The sequence below is a fragment of the Acinetobacter sp. YH12249 genome, assembly GCF_013417475.1.
Taxonomy (GTDB): domain Bacteria; phylum Pseudomonadota; class Gammaproteobacteria; order Pseudomonadales; family Moraxellaceae; genus Acinetobacter.
In genome coordinates this window covers 47,970-66,878 of record NZ_VPDX01000017.1, presented here as the reverse complement: position 1 = coordinate 66,878, position 18,909 = coordinate 47,970, and the positions used below count along the sequence as shown (strand labels likewise).

Annotated in this window: 20 protein-coding genes and 1 pseudogene; 10 read left to right on the top strand and 11 right to left on the bottom strand. The window is 42.4% G+C overall.

All coding sequences use genetic code 11. The features are described from left to right. Positions 1–38: 38 nt before the first annotated feature. Positions 39–113 (top strand): annotated as a pseudogene (locus FTV25_RS16195) (hypothetical protein); the annotation flags it as partial. Positions 114–185: 72 nt separating this feature from the next. After that, entirely contained in the window at positions 186–665 is a 480-nt protein-coding gene (locus tag FTV25_RS10225; protein WP_316251628.1) for a transposase family protein, read from the top strand. A gap of 118 nt (positions 666–783) precedes the next feature. Here FTV25_RS10225 and FTV25_RS10220 read toward each other — a convergent pair whose 3' ends face one another. Next, a complete protein-coding gene (locus FTV25_RS10220; protein WP_034702487.1) occupies positions 784–1,014 on the bottom strand; it encodes a hypothetical protein in 231 nt (76 codons plus the stop codon). A gap of 254 nt (positions 1,015–1,268) precedes the next feature. Between FTV25_RS10220 and FTV25_RS10215 the strand changes: the two genes are divergently transcribed. Both FTV25_RS10215 and FTV25_RS10210 read left to right on the top strand, forming a co-directional pair. Continuing rightward, positions 1,269–1,742 carry a CinA family protein gene (locus FTV25_RS10215; protein ID WP_034702490.1) on the top strand — a complete coding sequence of 158 codons (474 nt, stop codon included), beginning with the start codon at positions 1,269–1,271 and terminating at the stop codon, positions 1,740–1,742. Positions 1,743–1,847: 105 nt separating this feature from the next. After that, positions 1,848–2,462 carry an aminotransferase gene (locus FTV25_RS10210; protein ID WP_180003249.1) on the top strand — a complete coding sequence of 205 codons (615 nt, stop codon included), beginning with the start codon at positions 1,848–1,850 and terminating at the stop codon, positions 2,460–2,462. 77 nt (positions 2,463–2,539) lie between these two features. Here the strand turns inward: FTV25_RS10210 and prpC are convergent, their stop codons facing one another. Both prpC and prpB read right to left on the bottom strand, forming a co-directional pair. Then, entirely contained in the window at positions 2,540–3,679 is a 1,140-nt protein-coding gene (prpC, locus tag FTV25_RS10205) for a 2-methylcitrate synthase (RefSeq protein ID WP_034702497.1), read from the bottom strand. Between the two features lie 4 nt (positions 3,680–3,683). After that, positions 3,684–4,568 carry a methylisocitrate lyase gene (gene prpB, locus FTV25_RS10200; protein WP_004785998.1) on the bottom strand — a complete coding sequence of 295 codons (885 nt, stop codon included), beginning with the start codon at positions 4,566–4,568 and terminating at the stop codon, positions 3,684–3,686. Positions 4,569–4,797: 229 nt separating this feature from the next. Between prpB and FTV25_RS10195 the strand changes: the two genes are divergently transcribed. The 3 genes from FTV25_RS10195 (at position 4,798) to FTV25_RS10185 (ending at position 7,060) form a co-directional block, all read left to right on the top strand. Next, positions 4,798–5,448, top strand: coding sequence for a TetR/AcrR family transcriptional regulator (locus FTV25_RS10195; protein WP_034702501.1), 651 nt, complete (start codon positions 4,798–4,800; stop codon positions 5,446–5,448). A gap of 114 nt (positions 5,449–5,562) precedes the next feature. Further along, entirely contained in the window at positions 5,563–6,483 is a 921-nt protein-coding gene (gene argF / locus FTV25_RS10190) for an ornithine carbamoyltransferase (protein WP_004786004.1), read from the top strand. 103 nt (positions 6,484–6,586) lie between these two features. Continuing rightward, entirely contained in the window at positions 6,587–7,060 is a 474-nt protein-coding gene (locus tag FTV25_RS10185; RefSeq protein ID WP_179992341.1) for a hypothetical protein, read from the top strand. Between the two features lie 81 nt (positions 7,061–7,141). Here the strand turns inward: FTV25_RS10185 and FTV25_RS10180 are convergent, their stop codons facing one another. The 7 genes from FTV25_RS10180 to rpiA form a co-directional block, all read right to left on the bottom strand. Then, complete coding sequence (locus tag FTV25_RS10180) at positions 7,142–7,495, bottom strand: YnfA family protein (protein WP_180003239.1); 354 nt, start codon at positions 7,493–7,495, stop codon at positions 7,142–7,144. Positions 7,496–7,602: 107 nt separating this feature from the next. Beyond that, on the bottom strand, positions 7,603–9,879 hold the full coding sequence (clpA, locus tag FTV25_RS10175; RefSeq protein ID WP_034702512.1) for an ATP-dependent Clp protease ATP-binding subunit ClpA: 2,277 nt from the start codon (positions 9,877–9,879) through the stop codon (positions 7,603–7,605). Positions 9,880–9,888: 9 nt separating this feature from the next. Then, a complete protein-coding gene (gene clpS, locus FTV25_RS10170) occupies positions 9,889–10,302 on the bottom strand; it encodes an ATP-dependent Clp protease adapter ClpS (protein ID WP_034170359.1) in 414 nt (137 codons plus the stop codon). A gap of 18 nt (positions 10,303–10,320) precedes the next feature. Then, the gene (locus FTV25_RS10165) at positions 10,321–11,067 is read right to left on the bottom strand and encodes a DUF6776 family protein (RefSeq protein ID WP_180003237.1); all 747 of its coding nucleotides are present in this window, start codon (positions 11,065–11,067) and stop codon (positions 10,321–10,323) included. 76 nt (positions 11,068–11,143) lie between these two features. Then, on the bottom strand, positions 11,144–12,199 hold the full coding sequence (gene argC, locus FTV25_RS10160) for an N-acetyl-gamma-glutamyl-phosphate reductase (protein ID WP_180003247.1): 1,056 nt from the start codon (positions 12,197–12,199) through the stop codon (positions 11,144–11,146). Between the two features lie 199 nt (positions 12,200–12,398). After that, complete coding sequence (locus FTV25_RS10155) at positions 12,399–13,079, bottom strand: M48 family metallopeptidase (protein ID WP_180003235.1); 681 nt, start codon at positions 13,077–13,079, stop codon at positions 12,399–12,401. 144 nt (positions 13,080–13,223) lie between these two features. After that, positions 13,224–13,895, bottom strand: coding sequence for a ribose-5-phosphate isomerase RpiA (gene rpiA, locus FTV25_RS10150; protein ID WP_159122734.1), 672 nt, complete (start codon positions 13,893–13,895; stop codon positions 13,224–13,226). Positions 13,896–13,999: 104 nt separating this feature from the next. On the opposite strand from rpiA, the gene ilvA reads away from it, so the two are divergent. The 3 genes from ilvA (at position 14,000) to FTV25_RS10135 (ending at position 17,695) form a co-directional block, all read left to right on the top strand. After that, entirely contained in the window at positions 14,000–15,538 is a 1,539-nt protein-coding gene (gene ilvA / locus FTV25_RS10145) for a threonine ammonia-lyase, biosynthetic (RefSeq protein ID WP_180003233.1), read from the top strand. Between the two features lie 163 nt (positions 15,539–15,701). Then, positions 15,702–16,358: a TrkA family potassium uptake protein gene (locus FTV25_RS10140; RefSeq protein ID WP_180003231.1), complete on the top strand. Its 657-nt coding sequence runs from the start codon at positions 15,702–15,704 to the stop codon at positions 16,356–16,358. Then, positions 16,355–17,695: a TrkH family potassium uptake protein gene (locus tag FTV25_RS10135; protein ID WP_180003229.1), complete on the top strand. Its 1,341-nt coding sequence runs from the start codon at positions 16,355–16,357 to the stop codon at positions 17,693–17,695. Before FTV25_RS10140 ends, FTV25_RS10135 begins: the two co-directional genes overlap by 4 nt. 63 nt (positions 17,696–17,758) lie before the next feature. On the opposite strand, the gene FTV25_RS10130 is transcribed toward FTV25_RS10135, so the two are convergent. Next, complete coding sequence (locus tag FTV25_RS10130; protein ID WP_159122738.1) at positions 17,759–18,901, bottom strand: phospholipase A; 1,143 nt, start codon at positions 18,899–18,901, stop codon at positions 17,759–17,761. Positions 18,902–18,909: the final 8 nt, after the last annotated feature.

Here is an 18,909-nt window from a genome sequence, read left to right as displayed (position 1 = left end):
AAATCCTTCTGTGTTTAAGTTACTAGCGTAAATATCGAACATTGTTCCATGTCGCAACAAGTTATGGTGTGGCAGAGCCAACTGCTTCAAGAATTGTCCGTCATGTAGAGGACTGCCTGATCCAGTCTAATTTATTTAATTTACCGAAGAATTTGCCTGAAGGTGAAGGCATAGACTGGAATGTTGTGATTGTAGATGCTACAGAAATTCCAATACAAAGACCTAAAAAACAGAAGAGAAGCTATAGTGGCAAGAAGAAGGTACATACTTTCAAAGTACAGGCCATCATTCATTATAGAACTCAGCAAATTCTGAGTTTATGCACCAGTTGTGGTGCTGTACATGATTTTGAACTCTTTAAAAGGAACTTGAATCAAATTCTCTTCGAGGCATTTATCCTTGCAGACAAGGGTTATCAAGGGATTTATGCAGTATATTCAAATAGCCTATTGCCTCTAAAAGCAAAGAAGCATTGCAAACTAGATCCCGAACTAAAGATTTATAATCAGGAAATCAATAAAAGAAAAATTGGCATTGAGCATGTATTTGGCAGTTTGAAAACTTTCAAAATCCTTGCAGAACGTTATAGAAACAGAGGGAAAAGACTTGGTTTGAGATTCAATTTAATCGCTGGAATCTACAATTTAGAACTGTGTAAAAAGTGATTTATGAAAGAAGCCTATTATTAAATTTTTTATTAAATCTAATCAAATTTTATTTTAACGATCTTTATCCAATAAATAAGCCTCTTATTTTAAGAGGCTTATTTTTAATAAGTTATTTTTAGATTGCGACCACTTTTACAATAATGGTTTGGCTTTCTTCTTGCTCTTCGGCCAGATATAAACGCTTTAATTCTTTGCTTTTGACTTTAAACTTTAAATTCTGGTAATGAATGATGCTTGGGATCTGATCAAAATATTGACCATCTGCCTCAATTTCTTCCTGAAATAAAGGAGTACCCAGTTGATAATCTAGACTTTTTAATACGGAATACTTTACTGTGGTTTTCATTCTTACAACCTACTTTCCTTACGCACTTTATTTTTATTTTTACCACTGATCAGAGCAAGTTAAAACCATTAATTTCAAATATTGTCCAAGCATTAAGCAATCAGTTTAACAACTGCCAAACTTACGTTTGGAATACTAAAATTACAAAAATATTTTACCTTTCATCATAATAAAGAAATAATCTCACAGTTGATACAAAAGCAAAATGGGACTACATTGGAATAAGGATTACCTTCTAAGACAAAATAGACATTATGATTAAAACATGTTGTGGCCTGCTGGAACAAAGAAACATCAAGATTGCTTTTATTGAAAGTGCAAGTTCTGGCTATTTAACCAGTCAGTTTTCAATTTGCAAAAATGAAGGTGCTGAAATCTTGTTGGGTGGTCTGGTATGCTACGATCCGTCCGTGAAGATTAATGTTTTGGGAATTTCTCCGAATCTGATTAGTACCCATTCAGCTGAATCCATGCCTGTAACGGTTGCTCTGGCTGAGGCAGGTAAAAAAATGTTTCAGGAGGCTGACTGGATTATTGCCTGTACTGGCCTGCTTAAACCAGGCGGTAGTGCAACACCTGATAAACCGGAAGGTACTTTCTTCGCCGCTGTTTATGATGGTCTTCAGACTCACCAGTTCCAGTATTATATTAAAGGCACACCACAGGAACGTCTCAATAAACTGGCAGCCGTCATCGCACATGACATGATTAATCTACTCAACACCTAAAGCCAAAACTGTTTAAATGAGTGCTGATCAAACTTCATTATTTCTACTGTATTTATAGTTAAATTACTTCCATAAAAGCACGTTTTTAATGAGGCCTGATCAGTGATGAAAATAAGAATTGCAGCTCTTTTGCTCGCCCTTGGCATTCCTGTATCCGCTTTCGCCACTGTCGGTGGCCCACAGAATATTGAGGTTTTGGGTTATGAAGTCAAAGACCAGAAACTTTATCTGTTGCGCCATTATCTCGATGGTCGCGGACGCCTACCTCAACTGTATTATTATAATTTTAAATCCAAAACCTCGAATCAGTTAATTCAGGTGAACTCTCTGTATATCAATCCAAAAACCAAGCAGATTGACTACGATCAGGACAGTCGTAAGTTTGAACAGGAAATTGCCAAAATTAAAAAGCGTCTGATTCCGTTAGTACCTCTGCAAAAGCAAAATATCCAGCTCAAGCTATTAAAGACCAGCAAAGGTACCGCCCCTGCATGGCATGACCCTAAACAGAAAGTCCCAAAATGGACTTATCAATATCGAGTGCAATCTGGCCAGTATAAAAGTCCTGTTCAACAAGCAGTCAGCTATAAAGCAGATTTAAGATTAAACCAGACTTATAAAGTACCGAAACAGAATAAAATACTGGTGACGGTAAAATACTTAGGCCTCCCATTCGAAACCGGTTATCATATTGAAGATCCAGCATTATTAAGTCGTTAAACCAACGTCAATAAATAATCAGAAAAAAAATAAGGTCTCGTGGAGACCTTATTTTTTATATTTAGAATATCTCTGGCTTACGCAGCAGAAGTGCGTTCAGCAATTGGAACCACTTTACGTAATTCTGGACCGGTATAATCCGCGCTCGGACGGATAATCCGGTTATCTGCACGTTGTTCCATCACATGCGCCGCCCAACCTGTGACGCGTGACATCACAAAGATTGGCGTAAACAGTTTGGTTGGAATACCCATAAAGTGATAAGCAGAAGCATGGAAAAAGTCTGCGTTACAGAACAGTTTTTTCTCGCGCCACATCACTTCTTCACAACGTACTGATACTGGATAGAGCACAGTATCACCCACATCTTTTGCCAGTTTTTCAGACCACTGCTTGATAATGCCATTACGCGGATCATTGTCTTTATAGATCGCATGACCAAAGCCCATGATTTTTTCTTTACGCTCCAGCATGCCCAGCATTTTGCGCTCGGCTTCTTCTGGAGATTTCCAGTTTTCAATCATGTCCATTGCCGCTTCGTTGGCACCGCCGTGTAATGGACCCCGTAGTGAACCAATTGCGCCGGTAATACATGAATGCAGGTCAGACAAAGTTGATGCACAAACACGCGCTGTGAAGGTTGAAGCATTAAATTCATGCTCTGCATACAGAATCAGGGATACATTCATCACCTGTTCATGCAGCTGATTTGGCTTCTTGCCATGTAGCAAATGAAGGAACTGAGCACCGATTGAATCATCATCGGTATTTTCATCAATGCGTACGCCGTCATGGCTATAGCGATACCAATAGCAGATAATTGCTGGTAGCGTCGCCAGAATACGGTCTGCAACATCCTGTTGCTGATCAAAAGACTGTTCAGTTTCAAGGTTGCCCAGCATCGATACGCCAGTACGCATCACATCCATTGGATGTGAGTCCGCTGGAATGCGCTCAAGTACTTCTTTCAATGCTTGTGGCAGTACACGCAAAGATTTCAGTTTTGCTTTATAGGCTGCCAACTGTTCTGAAGTTGGTAATTCACCAAAGAAAATCAGGTAAGCGACTTCTTCAAACTGACAGTTTTCTGCCAGATCCTGTACGTCATAGCCGCGATAGGTCAGGCCTGCACCACTTTTGCCTACTGTTGAAAGTGCAGTTTTGCCTGCGACTTGTCCGCGCAATCCTGCGCCAGTGAGTACTTTTCCTTCAGCCATTGTTTTAATTCTCCTGCTTGAACAGTTTATCTAATGTGTTTTCGAAGCTGTGATAATCTAAAAATTCGTATAATTCTTTACGCGGTTGCATTTTATCCAGAACATGCACCTGTGTACCATTTTCACGCACTGAGCGCATCACTTCCAGTGCCGCTTTTTGCATCGCACGGGTGGCTGATAGCGGGTAAAGTACCATGCGAATACCCTGCTCAGCCAGTTCTTCAGTGGTGTAATATGGGGTATCACCAAATTCGGTAATATTGGCCAATACTGGGACACCAACTGCATCACATACGGTGCGATACATCGTAATATCCGTCATTGCCTCAGCAAAAATGGCATCTGCACCTGCTTCGACACAGGCACAAGCACGGTCAATCACTGCCTGCAGACCTTCTTTCTGTAATGCATCGGTACGTGCCATCACCACAAAGTTTGAATCGGTTTTAGCATCGACTGCCGCCTTGATCCGGTCAACCATTTCCTGTTGGGTCACAATTTCCTTATTCGGACGATGACCACAACGCTTTTGCGCAACCTGGTCTTCGATATGCACAGCTGCAGCGCCAGCAGCAATCATCTGCTTGATGCTACGTGCGATGTTAAATGCACCGCCCCAGCCTGTATCGATATCGACCAGTAAGGGTGTATCTACACGTTCAGTAATGCGACGCACATCTTCCAGAACATTATCCAGACTGGTCATGCCTAGATCAGGTAGACCGTAAGAATAGTTGGCAACACCGGCACCAGAGAGATAAATGGCTTTATAACCGACCTGTTTGGCCATCATGGCAGCATAGGCATTCACTGTGCCCATAATTTGTAATGGTTTTTCGACTTCAAGCGCTTGTCTAAACTTTAAACCTGCAGACATTTGTTCTGTCATCTTCCCTTCCACAGTCTTGGCTATAATTATTGAGATTTGAGTATACCGATTTGAAACCATGATGCTATAAGCCAATAGAATAAAAACTCTAAAACTTTAGTCAAACTTTTAAGTTTTACTTGATTCATTGAATAAATTCCGCCTTCATCCGGTCCGATTGTGAAATCTGCGGATATATTTGTTATGATGAACTACCAAGTTTATATAACCTGTTGATATACCATCCTCTATGCAAAACCTTGTTCATCTGGAACCACTCGCCAAAGATCTGCCACAAACCAAACGTGGTCATGAGCGCTGCGTTGCGCTGCTGGTCTCTGCGACCGAACTGTTTCTGGAACATGGTTATGATGCAGTTTCTCTTGATGATATTGTCCAGCATGCAGGCGGTTCCAAGGCTTCTATTTACAAGTACTTTGGCAACAAAGAAGGCTTGTTTAAGGCCATTTGCGATTATCGTCGTATCAAGTTTTTTGAAGATATCAGTATTCCGATCGAGCTGATGGCTCTGGATTTTCGTAGTTATCTGGTACATACGCTGCTTAATTTTTATCATCAGATCATGCAACCGGAAAATTCAGCCTTTATGCGTCTGGTGCTGGAACAGAGTCAGCGTAATCCGGAACTCGCGCAGCATATTCATGAACGAGGCCCAGTACATGTACAAAGTGCGATTGCCACGGCTTTAGAACAAGCAGATGCGCAAGGTTTATTGCATTGCGAGAATCCGCAATATTCGGCCCAGTTATATTTTGGCATCTTGCGTAATCTGGAATGGCGGATTCTGATGGGAATTCCGGTACAGGAAGATGATCAGGAAATCGACAAATACATCAGTTATTGTGTGGATCGATTTTTAGACGGTCATCAAAAAGTCTAGTTTTTTTTGCATTTTTCATTGCTTATAGTATATTAGCCGATTCCGTATTTTTTCTTAAACTAACCAACAACTGATTGTTGATCGAGTTTTTCGGCAATTATTGTGGAGTAACGAATGGCTCTCCGTCACTTTCTCACCTTACGCGATTTATCAACTTTAGAACTTAACCAGATTTTGCAACGCGCAATTGAGCTTAAGCGCAAACAGCATAACAATGAAGTGTTCCAACCATTTGTTGGTAAAGTGATGGGCATGATTTTTGAAAAATCGAGTACCCGTACGCGTGTTTCGTTTGAAGCTGGCATGAGCCAATTTGGTGGTAGCGCAATTTTCCTGTCTTCACGCGATACCCAACTGGGTCGCGGTGAGCCAATTGAAGATTCTGCACGTGTGATTTCCAGCATGCTGGATATTGTGATGATCCGCACTTTCGGTCACGATATCGTAGAACGTTTTGCTTCTTATTCAAAAGTTCCAGTGATCAACGCTTTGACTGATGATCATCACCCTTGCCAGTTACTTGCTGACATGCAGACTTATCTGGAACATCGCGGTTCGATCGAAGGTAAAACTGTTGCCTGGATCGGCGATGGCAATAATATGTGTAACTCTTATATCGAAGCAGCGCACATGTGGGGCTTCAAGCTAAAAGTTGCAGCACCGAAAGGCTATGAGCCTCAAGAACAGTTCCTGTCTGAATTCGCACACTGTGTAGAACTGGTCGATACTGCTGAAGATGCAGCAGTCAATGCCGACCTGATCGTCACTGACGTTTGGGCAAGTATGGGCCAGGAAGAAGAACAGAAAATCCGTGAAAAAGCTTTTGCAGATTATCAGGTGAATGAACGCCTAATGGATCTTGCACACCCAGACTGCCTGTTCATGCATTGCTTACCTGCGCATCGTGGTGAAGAAATTTCTGAAAACATGCTGGACCACAAAAATGCTGTGGTTTGGGATGAAGCAGAAAACCGCCTTCATGCACAAAAAGCACTGGTTGAATTCCTGTTGAATGAAAACCTGAAAAAAGACTGATTCCTTCAAAAAATCTTCACAAATTAAGCACCAATCTCTGGTGCTTTTTTTGTTTCAGCTCTTATAATCAGAATTGAAATGACATAAAAAGTGATGCGATACAATGCAAAAAAAATATTGGACTTTGGCACTCCTGGCAGGTTTTAGTAGTGCTGCTTTACCGGTGTATGCTTCTGAATTCGACCAGTATCTCCAAGGAAAAGGCATTCTGGACAGCAAGTTTAAAATTGAGAAAAAAGCTGAGCTGAACGAGCTGCTTACCGTGCTAAGTGCGGAAGATTCCAAGACTTTACCGCTACAGATCGATCAGAATACAATCATAGAGCAGTTACAACTTACAGCCAATAAAACCACGCTTAAAGGCATGATCACGACACCCGACTTTAGCCAGTTTGAGAAAGACTTAGGCCGTAAAGAAGTTCTTAAAGTGATTCGTAATAATCTTCTAAATAACTGCCAGATCTTTTTTGAACATCGCTATCAGATCGTCAATCCTTATAAAATCGAACTTAGTCTCAGCTCCCAAACACACACTTATAATGTAGATCTCTCCCAAAAAGACTGTAATGTAAAATAATCTTGTCTAGAATCAATAAAGGCAGCTTTGGCTGCCTTTTATATTTTGATAAATTCTATTTTGGTAAATACAAACAGACGGTCAACGGATCAAACCTTGCGGCTGTAAAATAATAATTAATGCACCTAGAATGACCACAATTCCCCCAAGCAGGTCCCAACGTGAAAGGCTAACCTGATCAATGAATCTCAGCCACATTAATGCTGAGAAAATATAGATTCCCCCATAGGCAGCATAAATACGTCCAGAAGCCGCCGGATGCAAAGTCAAAAGCCAGACGAACGCAGCTAAGGCTAATGCCGTCGGAACCCATAACCACTTGCTCTTCGCCTGATTTAGAATCAGGTAGGGAAAATAACAGCCCAAAATTTCCATCAATGCCGTTAATAAAAACAGAAAAAACGTGGTTAAAAGCTTGCTAATCTGGATATCCATATATTTCGCTAAATCAGAAACTCTTTAAACCAAGAGCACATAAATTAAGGGCAAATAAAACAACAAAACCCGTGCGAACACGGGTCTGATGATGATCTATTCAATGATTAAGCTGGTTCAGCAGTCTGATCTTCGAAGACTTCAAGTTTCAGACCGACAGACTTACCATTTTCTTTCTTCACAGAAACTGAAACGTTACCACCATTTTCAGCCAGTTCACCAAACAGGATCATTTCAGCCAGTGGTTTTTTCAGATGTTCCTGAATCAGACGCTGCATTGGTCGAGCACCCATCAAGCGATCATAGCCATTTTCAGCCATCCACTCACGTGCGCTTTGATCCACCTCCAGCACCACTTTCTTCTCATCCAGTTGTGCCTGAAGTTCAGTCAGGAATTTATCCACGACATTTTCAATAATGGTATTCGGCAATGCCTTGAACTGAATCACGCCGTCCAGACGGTTACGGAATTCTGGCGAGAACGCTTTCTTCATCGCTTCCTGGTTATCATTACTGTTGTCCTGTTCCATGAAACCAATGCTGACACGGGAAATACTTTCCGCACCAATATTAGTCGTTAGAACCAGCACCACATTACGGAAATCGGATTTGCGACCATTATTATCCGTTAATGAACCATGATCCATGATTTGTAATAACAGGTTGAATACATCCGGATGCGCTTTTTCAATCTCATCTAGAAGTAATACACAATGCGGATTTTTGTGAATCGCATCAGTTAACAAACCACCTTGGTCGAAACCAACATAACCTGGAGGCGCACCAATTAAGCGGGAAACTGCGTGACGCTCCATGTATTCCGACATATCGAAACGAACCAGCTCTACACCCAGAATTTTCGCCAATTGCTTGGTGACTTCAGTTTTACCTACACCCGTTGGACCTGCGAATACAAAGCTACCCACTGGCTTATCAGGCGATTTCAGACCCGCACGTGACAGTTTGATCGCAGAAGCCAAAGCTTCAATTGCTTCATCCTGGCCGAAGACTACACGTTTCAGATCACGCTCAAGGTTCTCCAGTACAGACTTGTCATCTTTAGAAACCGTTTTCGGTGGAATACGGGCAATCTTGGACACAATGTCTTCGATATTTTCAACCGTAATCAGGCTGTCGTCTTGCTCAGCTTTCAAACGGCGTTGTGCACCGGCTTCATCAATCACGTCAATCGCTTTATCTGGCAAGAAACGGTCATTAATAAATTTCGCTGACAGCTCAACCGCAGAAACCAGTGCCTGATCGTCATACTGTACATGGTGGAAATCTTCAAATTTAGATTTCAGGCCACGCAAGATATCAATTGTTTCTGTAATCGAAGGCTCATTCACATCTATTTTTTGGAACCGACGTGACAAGGCATGATCTTTTTCAAAGACCTGACGGTATTCCTGGAATGTGGTTGAACCGATGCAACGCAATGAACCATTTGCCAATGCAGGCTTGATTAGATTCGATGCATCCATGGTGCTGCCCATGCTTGAACCTGCACCTATGATCATATGAATTTCATCAATGAACAGTACTGCATCTGGTTTTTTCTTCAAGGCATTTAATAGCTGTTTTAAACGCTTTTCGAAATCACCACGGTATTTAGTTCCCGCCACCAGTGCGCCGATGTCTAGGCTATAGATTTCAGCATTTTCCAGTGGCTTAGGTGCCTTGCCATTCACAATTAACCAAGCCAGACCTTCAGCAATTGAAGTTTTACCTACACCTGGATCACCAACAAGTAAGGGATTATTTTTACGACGGCGGCATAAAATTTGCGCTGCCCGCTCAATTTCTTTTTCACGGCCAATCAATGGATCTGTCTTGCCGCGTTGAGCTTCCTGATTCAGGTTTGTCGTATATAACTCTAGCGGACCAGAATTATTGGAAGAGGCCGATTCACCGTCCAGTTCTTCAATTTCTTCTTCAGACTGCACTTCGTCTTTACGTGTACCATGAGAAAGATACTGGGTTAAAGTCAGACGGTTAATCTGATGACGTTTAAGCAGATAAACTGCAAAAGAATCACGCTCAGAATACATCGCAACCAGAATATCGGCGCCTTCTACAGTACGATCACCGCCACTGGATTGAACATGGAAAATTGCACGTTGCAAAATCCGGTCAAAACTTTCTGTAGGATGAGGTGCCTGATCACTATTTTCACCGAGTTTAGGGGTATGTTGTTCTACGTACTCTTCTAATTCTTTACGCAAAACGATAATATCTGCACCACATGCTTTTAAGGCATTCACGGCAGAATCATTGTCGAGTAAAGCTAATAATAAATGTTCTACGGTCAGGAACTCATGTCTCTTTTGACGAGCCATGCTGACAGCCAAACGTAGTGATACTTCTAATTGACGACTGAGCATGCAACCCCCTTAATCTTTCGGCTCAATCTGGCAAAGTAAAGGATGACCTTGAGATCGAGCGTAATTATTGACTTGGTTCGCTTTGGTTTCCGCAATGTCTCGAGGATAGACCCCAGCTACACCTTTTCCTTCATAATGTACAGTTAGCATTACTTGTGTAGCTTGGTCAAGATTCATTGCAAAGTATTGTTGTAAAATTTCAATTACAAACTCCATTGGAGTGTAGTCGTCATTCAATAATACCACTGCATACATCGGTGGACGCTTCAGTTCAGGAGGTGCAGTCTGGACTGCAAGGTCAGCGTCATCATCGTGAAAAGGCTCGTCTGTTAAACGCGGGCTAATATGCCAATCAACCATGCCGGACTCGTAAAAAGAATTTTTGATCTCACTTAAACATTTTGGACGTTTATTGCTTGGCATACGATTTCTATTTCACACTTAATTTGCATTTGCTTCAGTTTTTGGAATCTCTGACAGGACTGTTGACTGGCTTTCAACAGCATTCCCCTGATCCCAGCTAAAACGGCGAATCACAGGCTTAGTCCCTGAGAGGCGCACTTCAATAAATTCTGGTTTAAAACCTTTAGGCATGGTCCAGCGACCAGTCAAACGTTCGTAATTGTCAAAATTAAAGTTTTTATCTTCAAGCGGCACGACCAGAATTTCAGTACCCTTAATCAAGCGCAGTTCCACTGTACCAGAAGCACGATTTTTGCCCGGGCTGACCTGAACCAGATCAATCTGGTATTCAAAGGCATTATCAGGCAATGCCTTAATCCCCAGATGTTGAACTGTTAGTGCTAAACCACCGCGTTGACGCAAGATCTCGCGGTAGATCGTACCAACGCTTTCAGCCTGCTCCTGGGCATCACGCGCCTTATTTGCAGCCAGATAAAGATCATTAGCATTGCTAACGGCCAGATCACGTTCCTGTACCGCTGTATTCAGAGATTTATTCAGTGTTTCCAGACTGGTTTTCTGTTTTTGTACTACTTCAACCAATTGTTCTGCATCCGCCTCAAAGCCCACCGCAGTCAAACCTTGCCGATGCCCGACCGTATAGCCCAGCAAGCCACTACCCAGAATCAACACAGCAGCACCGATTACCAAAGGTGTATTGCCTTTCATCAATGGTTTCTTTGTAGAGGGTTCCTGGATCGTCATGTTTGACTCATTATTCGGCATTTTGATCTCTGTATACTTTGTTCAAGACACACATTTAAATCCAAATCTAAATGTGTGTGAAGTTCTAATACGTTTTTTATGGTAATAAACCAATATTATTCAAGCCTGCATTTTCTGCAAAGCCAAACATCAGGTTCATGTTCTGTACTGCCTGACCAGCTGCACCTTTGACTAGATTGTCCTGAGCCACCAGAATCACCAGCTTGGTTGGTTGTGGTTTGTATAGTGCAATACGCAACTGGTTAGCACCACGCACCGAACGGGTTTCTGGTGAACTGCCTGCTGGCATTACATCAACAAACTGTTCATTGGCATAGAACTGCTCGTACAGTGACTGCAAGTCAGCTGCCTGACCTGCTTCAGTCAAATCGATATAAATCGTTGATAACATCCCACGAATCATCGGCACCAGATGCGGCACAAACAGGATATGGTCAAACACGCCTTTTTGACCTGAAATGTTTTCTAATGCTTCTACGATTTCAGGATGGTGACGGTGGCCCGCAACGCCATAAGCCTTAAAGTTATCAGCATTTTCAGAATAGATCATGCCCAGGCTGGCTTTACGACCTGCACCTGATACACCTGATTTTGCATCGATAATAATACTTTCTGGTTTTACCAAGGCCTCACTTGATTTTAATACTGGTGCCAGACCAAGCTGAACCGTCGTTGGATAACAGCCCGGATTACCAATCACACTCGCCTGTTTGATCTGGTCACGGTTAAGTTCAGACAGACCATAAACAGAATCTTTTAACACTTCTGGGCAAGCATGTTCCATGCCATACCATTTTTCGAACTGTGCCAGATTTTGCAAACGGAAATCAGCTGCAAGGTCAATTACCTTGGTATTGGCTGCGACAAGTTCTTCAGCATGTTTCATGGCAACCCCATGTGGTGTCGCGAAAAATACCACATCACATGCTTTTAAAAGATCAAGGCTGAGGTCAGAAAACTGAAGATCCGTATGTCCACGCAGACTCGGGAACATGTCATCGACACGGCGGCCTGCTTCAGTACGTGATGTCAGTGCTTTAACCTCTACATTCGGATGTCGCAGTAATAGACGTAAAAGTTCAACGCCTGTATAACCTGTACCACCCACAATACCCACTGAAATCACGATGATTACCTCAAACTAGATGTTTCCTTTATGGGCTGTAGTATGACAGGAACTTGAGGTTTTCTAAACTGTTTCACTAGGGATTGATGGTTTTTTATTTACCCCTTTTATTTTGAGAGATTTTAAGAACTTTAAGAGAATTATGTCTATTGCTTAGGCTATTTGGAAGTGAATAAATACTATCCGAGTTCCTCTAAAGATATTCTTAAGCTGTCCACCAATATGGTATTACGGTATTTTTCAGAATTTTGCGGTGAGTTAAATAGTTTGGATCATGCTTTGCCACTTCCGCCCAGAAACGAGGACTATGGTCAAAATGCCGGGTATGGGCCAGTTCATGCACACATAAATAACGCACGATATTTTCAGGAAACAGAATGATGCCGCTATTTAGCATGATGTCATGTTTGGCAGAACAACTGCCCCATCGTGTTTTCGGTTGGCGAACATTACAAATGTTAAATGATAATCCTGTTTCTTGGCTTACTTTGTCCAGATAAACAGGCAACTGTTCTTTAGCATAAGAAATGGCAAAGGCTTTTAAATAGGTTTCAGGATGACGGTCACTGATCGATAGCTGTAATAATTTAGCATCAAAAAGGAAGTTCTGCTTCTGACTTTGATAAACAATCTGAATGGGTGAAGTCTGATTAAAAAGCTGCAATTCTGCTGGTAAAGATCTATCAATACTTTGATTTTTTTCCTGCTGCAATTTCCATGTTTTTAGTAGCCAGCTTTCCGCTTGGTCAATAAAATTCCGAATCTGTTTTTTGCTACAAAATACAGGTGCGGTTAAACGGATTTGATCACACTCTACACGCAGTCTAAGGCGTGTTGAACGAACATTTCGGGTGATTTGAATTTCGGGCAGGTCGTTTAGGGTCATTTTTTATATTTAATCGTTATTTTACTAATCCCCCTCGATCCCCCTTTAATAAAGGGGGAAGTTCAAACTTATAGAAGTTTCGAGGAGCTTTATCAAATTAAAGACTTTTCCCTCCTTTGAAAAAGGAGGGTCAGGGAGGATTTCTTAAATCGCTGTACGCTCTTCAATACCGTTATTGGTCGCAACAATCGCAATATCAGCTTTATTGATCGCAAAAATACCGTTACAGACTACACCAGGGATGTCGTTAATGGTTTTTTCCAGCTCAAGCGCATTCAGAATATTCAGGTTATGAACGTCTAAAATCACGTTACCGTTGTCAGTTACTACACCTTCACGGTAAGCAGGATCACCACCTAACGCCACCAACTTACGTGCGACTGCTGAACGTGCCATTGGAATCACTTCAACAGGTAATGGGAAATCACGACCCAACTGCTCTACCCATTTCGAATCATCGACGATACATACGAATTTTTTCGCAATCGACGCCACGATTTTTTCACGTGTAAGCGCAGCACCACCACCTTTGATCATGTGCATATGACGGTCAATTTCATCAGCACCATCGACATAGGCATCTAAACCGCCCACGCTATTCATATCAACCACTTCAATGCCTAATTTTTTCAGACGCTGTGCAGTCGCTTCAGAACTTGCAACAGCAGCTTCCAATTGCAGTTCTGGTAAAAGGTCAATTAAAAAGTTAACGGTACTACCTGTACCTACGCCTAAAATGCCCCCTTTCGGTAAGTGTTTTAAAGCCGCTTTGGCTGCAGCTTGTTTTTTCTCATCTTGGGTTGCATATAGACTCATGACATCACTCAACTAATTTGGACTTTTGCAGTAATTTTAAACCGCAAAGCCGTGTGGTTTGTTACAATAGAGTCTTATTTTAAACTGTTAGATGGAAAATTAACATGCTGTCTCGTTTGGTTCGACAAATTTTACAAGCAACGGTCTACGATGTTGCAATCGAAACCCCACTCGAAGCAGCGCCACGAATTAGCGAACGCTTAAATAATAACATTCGCTTTAAACGTGAAGATTTACAACCGGTCTTTTCATTTAAACTACGCGGTGCCTATAACCGTATTAGTCAATTACCGAAATCACAACTCGAACGTGGCGTTATCACAGCTTCAGCAGGCAACCATGCACAAGGCGTGGCACTGTCAGGGAAAAAGCTGGGTATTCGCGCGATTATTGTGATGCCAAAGACCACGCCCGACATTAAAGTCCAAGCGGTAAAACGTTTAGGCGGTGAAGTAGTATTACATGGCGATTCATTTGACGTTGCCAACAAATATGCCATTCAGCGTGCCCAAGAAGATGGCATGACGTTCATTCCGCCTTATGACGACGAACTGGTGATGGCAGGTCAAGGTACGATTGCCAATGAAATCCTGCGCCAATGGCGTGATGTAGAATATGTTTTTGTTGCAGTTGGCGGTGGTGGCCTGATTGCCGGTGTTGCAGCGTACTTGGGAGATGTGGCTCCGCATGTCAAAGTGATTCCTGTGGAATATGATGAATCCGCGTGCTTAAAAGCGGCCTTAGAAGCCAATGAACGTGTGATTCTTCCATCTGTCGGTTTATTTGCCGATGGTACTGCGGTGGCACAAATTGGTGAAAAACCATTTGATGTGATCCGTCTGCAAAAATCAGATAATTCTGGCCCAATTGTTGAACCTAATGTGGTACTGGTCAATACCGATGAAGTCTGTGCAGCAATTAAAGATACTTATGATGAATGCCGTAGCATCGTAGAACCGTCAGGTGCAATGGCATTGGCCGGTATCAAAAAATATGTAGCAGAACACGGCATTAAAGGCAAAAACATCGTATCGATTGTTTGCGGTGCGAACATGAACTTCGACCGTCTGCGCTATATTGCCGAACGTACAGAACTCGGCGAACGCAAAGAAGCTATCTTTGCCGTAACTATTCCAGAAGAAAAAGGTTCATTCCTGAAATTCTGCCGTGCACTACAAGGCCGTAATATCACAGAGTTTAACTACCGTTCAAGTGATGCTTCTGCAGCTCAGGTCTTTGTCGGTATCAGCCTGAAAAATGGTGAAAAAGAACGTCAGGAAATCTATGAAAACCTGAAATTCGACTACGATGTTGATGATCTGTCTGATGACGAAGTCGCAAAACTACATATCCGTTACCTGATTGGCGGTCATGCCGATATTGAAAATGAACGCCTGTTCCGCGTGGAATTCCCGGAACGTCCAGGTGCCCTGCTAATGTTCCTAGAACGTCTTGGCCCAACGCATAACATCACCCTGTTCCATTACCGTAACCACGGCGCTGCAGAAGGTCGCGTACTGGTCGGCCTAGAAGCAGAAGATGCACAGCAAAATCCAGATGGTTTGATTGAGACATTGGAAAGCATTACTTATCCATATGAAGAAATCACCAACAACCTAGGTTATCAGCGTTTCTTGAAATAATCAGTTTGATATAAACCGCCTTTCGAGGCGGTTTTTTTATGTCCAGCTAAAAAAATGTATGAAGTATTTATGTAAGGCCAGATAGCTGAAAACTATAAAAATCTTTAAGATACGTACTTAGACATGAACTGATTTGAAATAAAAAAGATTTAGGGAAATATGCATGGCATTATTTGCAGTCATTGGGCTGGGCAGCTTCGGTGCAACAGTGGCGACTCAACTGATCAGCCTGAAACATGATGTGATTGGAATCGATCTCGACAAAAAATATGTGGAAAATATTTCCGATCAGCTTACCCATGCGGTGATTGCCGATGCAACCGATGAGCATGTCCTGGATGAACTGGATATCCAGCGCTGTGAAGCAGTCGTAGTCGCGATTGGTGAAGATATTGAAGCCAGCATTCTGTGTGTACTGCATCTAAAAAATATGGGTGTAAAGAAAATTTGGGCCAAAGCCAAATCCAAAGCCCACCATATGATTTTGACTCATCTGAATGTCGAAAAAATTATTCACCCAGAAGAAGATATGGGCGTTCGTGTGGCACAATCACTCAGCTACCCGATGGTTAGCCGTTATATGTCACTTGAAGATGATCATTATATTGTCAAGATCGAGATTCATGCCGATCATCATGACACTCCCTTACACCAGTTAATGAGTCAGGTTCCCGAAATTAAAGTTCTTTTGCATAAACGTGGCACTGAAATACAACATATCGTAGATCTTGGACTATTACTTAAGGAAGGTGACATTCTGGTAGTTGAAGGATTGCTGGAACCTTTACGCCGTTTATCCAAGCATTTTAAGGCCATATGAAAAGTTCACATTTAAACCAGAACAGGATTGTCAATCTCAGTCCACCGAGTCTGCTGGCCTTAGGTTTTCTCGGACTGATTTTTATTGGCTCTTTATTACTGATGCTGCCCTTTGCCCATCAAACTGAAATCAGCTGGTTAGAGGCGATTTTTACAGCGACTTCTGCAGTAACGATTACCGGGCTATCTGTGGTTAATGTTGGTGAAGCTTATACACCCTTTGGGCAGGTCGTGATTATGTTCCTGCTGCAATGTGGTGGCCTCGGCTTTATGACCTTTGCCATACTCGCTTTTATGAGCCTGTCACCTAAACTTGGTTTAAGACAGCAAGTGATGGCACAGGAATCTATTGGCCAGACCAGTTTGAAGAAAGTCAGTTTTACCATTAAAGCGGTATTTCTATATTCCCTGTTTTTCGAAGCCATTGGCACCCTAATTTTAACCATGGCGTGGCTGGAAGATTATCCTTTTGGTGAAGCACTGTTTTATGCGGCTTTTTATAGTGTTTCTGCGTTTAATAATGGCGGGTTTTCTCTTTTCCCAAATAGTTTAATGAGCTTTTCCGGCCAGTATTTCGTGACCTTTACGATCAGTATGCTATATATCATTGGCGGGATCGGATTTCTGGTTCTGATGGATGTAAAACAGAATAAAAGCTGGCGCAAGCTCAGTCCGAATAGCAAGCTGATTCTAACGACGATTATGGGCCTTAACCTGAGTGCTTTTATTGTACTCTGGCTATTAGAAGCCTCTAATCCACAGACTTTAGCGCTGATGAGTGTAGGTGATCAGGCACTCAATGCCTGGTTCCATGCCACTGTTCCCCGCTCTTCGGGTTTTTATAGTCTGCCCATGGACCAGATGAGCGATGCCTCAAGTCTAGTCACCATTTTTTTAATGTTTATTGGTGGCGGCTCCTTAAGTACGGCGGGTGGAATTAAAGTTGGCACCTTTATTATTGTGGTGATCAGCGTAATCAGTTTTCTACGCCGTGAAGATGAAATTCGCTTGTTCAATCATTCTATTTCTGAAAAAACCACTTTTAAGGCTTTAGCGGTTGTGTGTATTACCGCAGGTCTGGTCATGACCGGTTTTATGAGTTTACTCATTCTAGAACCCGATCATGATTTTTTAGATTTACTGTTTGAGGCGGTTTCTGCCGCCTGTACGGTCGGATTAACGCGTGGTGTTACTGGAGAATTGCAACCAGCGAGTTTAATCATTCTGATGCTGATGATGTATGCGGGTCGTCTAGGACCTTTGACCCTTGCCTATTTAATTGCAACACCGAAAAAGAGCCGTCTTAAACATCCGCCTTCAGAAATTCAGATTGGTTAAGATTTAAATGAATTCACATAAGCAAAAAACCACGCATAAGCGTGGTTTTTTACATGAAACAGATTAGTACCAATTCATTAAGGATACACCCAAGCCCACATAAGTTGCACGGTGATTATAATCAATCAGACTTTCACCATAACCATCAAAGAGCTGGAATTGACCGCGTAGACGCCCACTGATCGGAAATGACCAGTCGAACTGTACCGCACCACGGTTATCATCACCACCTTTAAGTGTATGACGCAACATCAGGGAAAAATCGTGGGCATTATGACGATAAAATGCAGTTAAATCCCCACGTCCGATATAGTTTTTAATCTCGGGATTATTGTCATCAGCCCGGTCTTCTTCGATACGATACCAAGGGCGTAGCATCATGGCGAAGTTGTCTTTTTCAAAACCGAGATTCAGCATTACCCGGTTCCAGCTACGAGATAATGGATCGGAACGGCCATTAGACTGGTGATTAAGCGTCAATCCCAGCATACGCCAGTTTAAACCAAACAGATCATAATTAGTACGGAAGATCAGGCTTGCTTCAGGCTCATAATTGGTCTCACGAAATGGTCGGGACTCTTCCGAGTTATATACCTGCCAGCGTGAAGACTGGGTATAACCCAGCCAAAGATCACCGTTATCACCCAGAATATTTTCAACCGCCTTGGTTTTTAAAGATAACTGGAATTTCCCCTCAATCGAGGTCAAATTCTGGTCTTCTTCAACCGTGTTATTTGGGTTTTCGCTTTGCGGAAACTCGTTTTTCTTGGAAGTCCAGAATCCTGGCATCAGATAAATCGGCTGATAGGAACGGATATTCCAGGTACCCAGTTTACTTTCCGGCGACAATTCCCAACGACTATCCAGCAAGGATAAAGTCGGAGTCAGCTTTGATCCTTCTGAAGCATAGATATTGGAAACGGTTTGTTCAATTTTTGCTTTGAGGTTATCAGGTTCGGGCGCAATTTCTATGGCTGCACGCCGTTCAGAAACAATATCTGGCTTACTATCGGCCGGTATTTTAAATACCGCATCATAACAGGCCAAGCGTTCTGAATTGGTTTCAACCGCAGAGCAAGCCTCCGCCGTTGCCGGCATCGGACTACTCGCTACAGTTTTATCTTCCGCATTAACTTGCGTCCCAACTACACAGCCAAGCAAAACGCCCAGCTGCAAAGTTGAGCGCTTAATAGAATTAAGCGCCATCCTCTATC

Excerpts from the sequence above, each read along its gene's own strand:
- FTV25_RS10220 (WP_034702487.1), bottom strand. The coding sequence starts at position 1,014 with ATGAAAACCACAGTAAAGTATTCCGTATTAAAAAGTCTAGATTATCAA.
- FTV25_RS10215 (WP_034702490.1), top strand. The coding sequence starts at position 1,269 with ATGATTAAAACATGTTGTGGCCTGCTGGAACAAAGAAACATCAAGATT.
- FTV25_RS10210 (WP_180003249.1), top strand. The coding sequence starts at position 1,848 with ATGAAAATAAGAATTGCAGCTCTTTTGCTCGCCCTTGGCATTCCTGTA.
- prpC (WP_034702497.1), bottom strand. The coding sequence starts at position 3,679 with ATGGCTGAAGGAAAAGTACTCACTGGCGCAGGATTGCGCGGACAAGTC.
- prpB (WP_004785998.1), bottom strand. The coding sequence starts at position 4,568 with ATGACAGAACAAATGTCTGCAGGTTTAAAGTTTAGACAAGCGCTTGAA.
- FTV25_RS10195 (WP_034702501.1), top strand. The coding sequence starts at position 4,798 with ATGCAAAACCTTGTTCATCTGGAACCACTCGCCAAAGATCTGCCACAA.
- argF (WP_004786004.1), top strand. The coding sequence starts at position 5,563 with ATGGCTCTCCGTCACTTTCTCACCTTACGCGATTTATCAACTTTAGAA.
- FTV25_RS10185 (WP_179992341.1), top strand. The coding sequence starts at position 6,587 with ATGCAAAAAAAATATTGGACTTTGGCACTCCTGGCAGGTTTTAGTAGT.
- FTV25_RS10180 (WP_180003239.1), bottom strand. The coding sequence starts at position 7,495 with ATGGATATCCAGATTAGCAAGCTTTTAACCACGTTTTTTCTGTTTTTA.
- clpA (WP_034702512.1), bottom strand. The coding sequence starts at position 9,879 with ATGCTCAGTCGTCAATTAGAAGTATCACTACGTTTGGCTGTCAGCATG.
- clpS (WP_034170359.1), bottom strand. The coding sequence starts at position 10,302 with ATGCCAAGCAATAAACGTCCAAAATGTTTAAGTGAGATCAAAAATTCT.
- FTV25_RS10165 (WP_180003237.1), bottom strand. The coding sequence starts at position 11,067 with ATGCCGAATAATGAGTCAAACATGACGATCCAGGAACCCTCTACAAAG.
- FTV25_RS10155 (WP_180003235.1), bottom strand. The coding sequence starts at position 13,079 with ATGACCCTAAACGACCTGCCCGAAATTCAAATCACCCGAAATGTTCGT.
- rpiA (WP_159122734.1), bottom strand. The coding sequence starts at position 13,895 with ATGAGTCTATATGCAACCCAAGATGAGAAAAAACAAGCTGCAGCCAAA.
- ilvA (WP_180003233.1), top strand. The coding sequence starts at position 14,000 with ATGCTGTCTCGTTTGGTTCGACAAATTTTACAAGCAACGGTCTACGAT.
- FTV25_RS10140 (WP_180003231.1), top strand. The coding sequence starts at position 15,702 with ATGGCATTATTTGCAGTCATTGGGCTGGGCAGCTTCGGTGCAACAGTG.
- FTV25_RS10135 (WP_180003229.1), top strand. The coding sequence starts at position 16,355 with ATGAAAAGTTCACATTTAAACCAGAACAGGATTGTCAATCTCAGTCCA.
- FTV25_RS10130 (WP_159122738.1), bottom strand. The coding sequence starts at position 18,901 with ATGGCGCTTAATTCTATTAAGCGCTCAACTTTGCAGCTGGGCGTTTTG.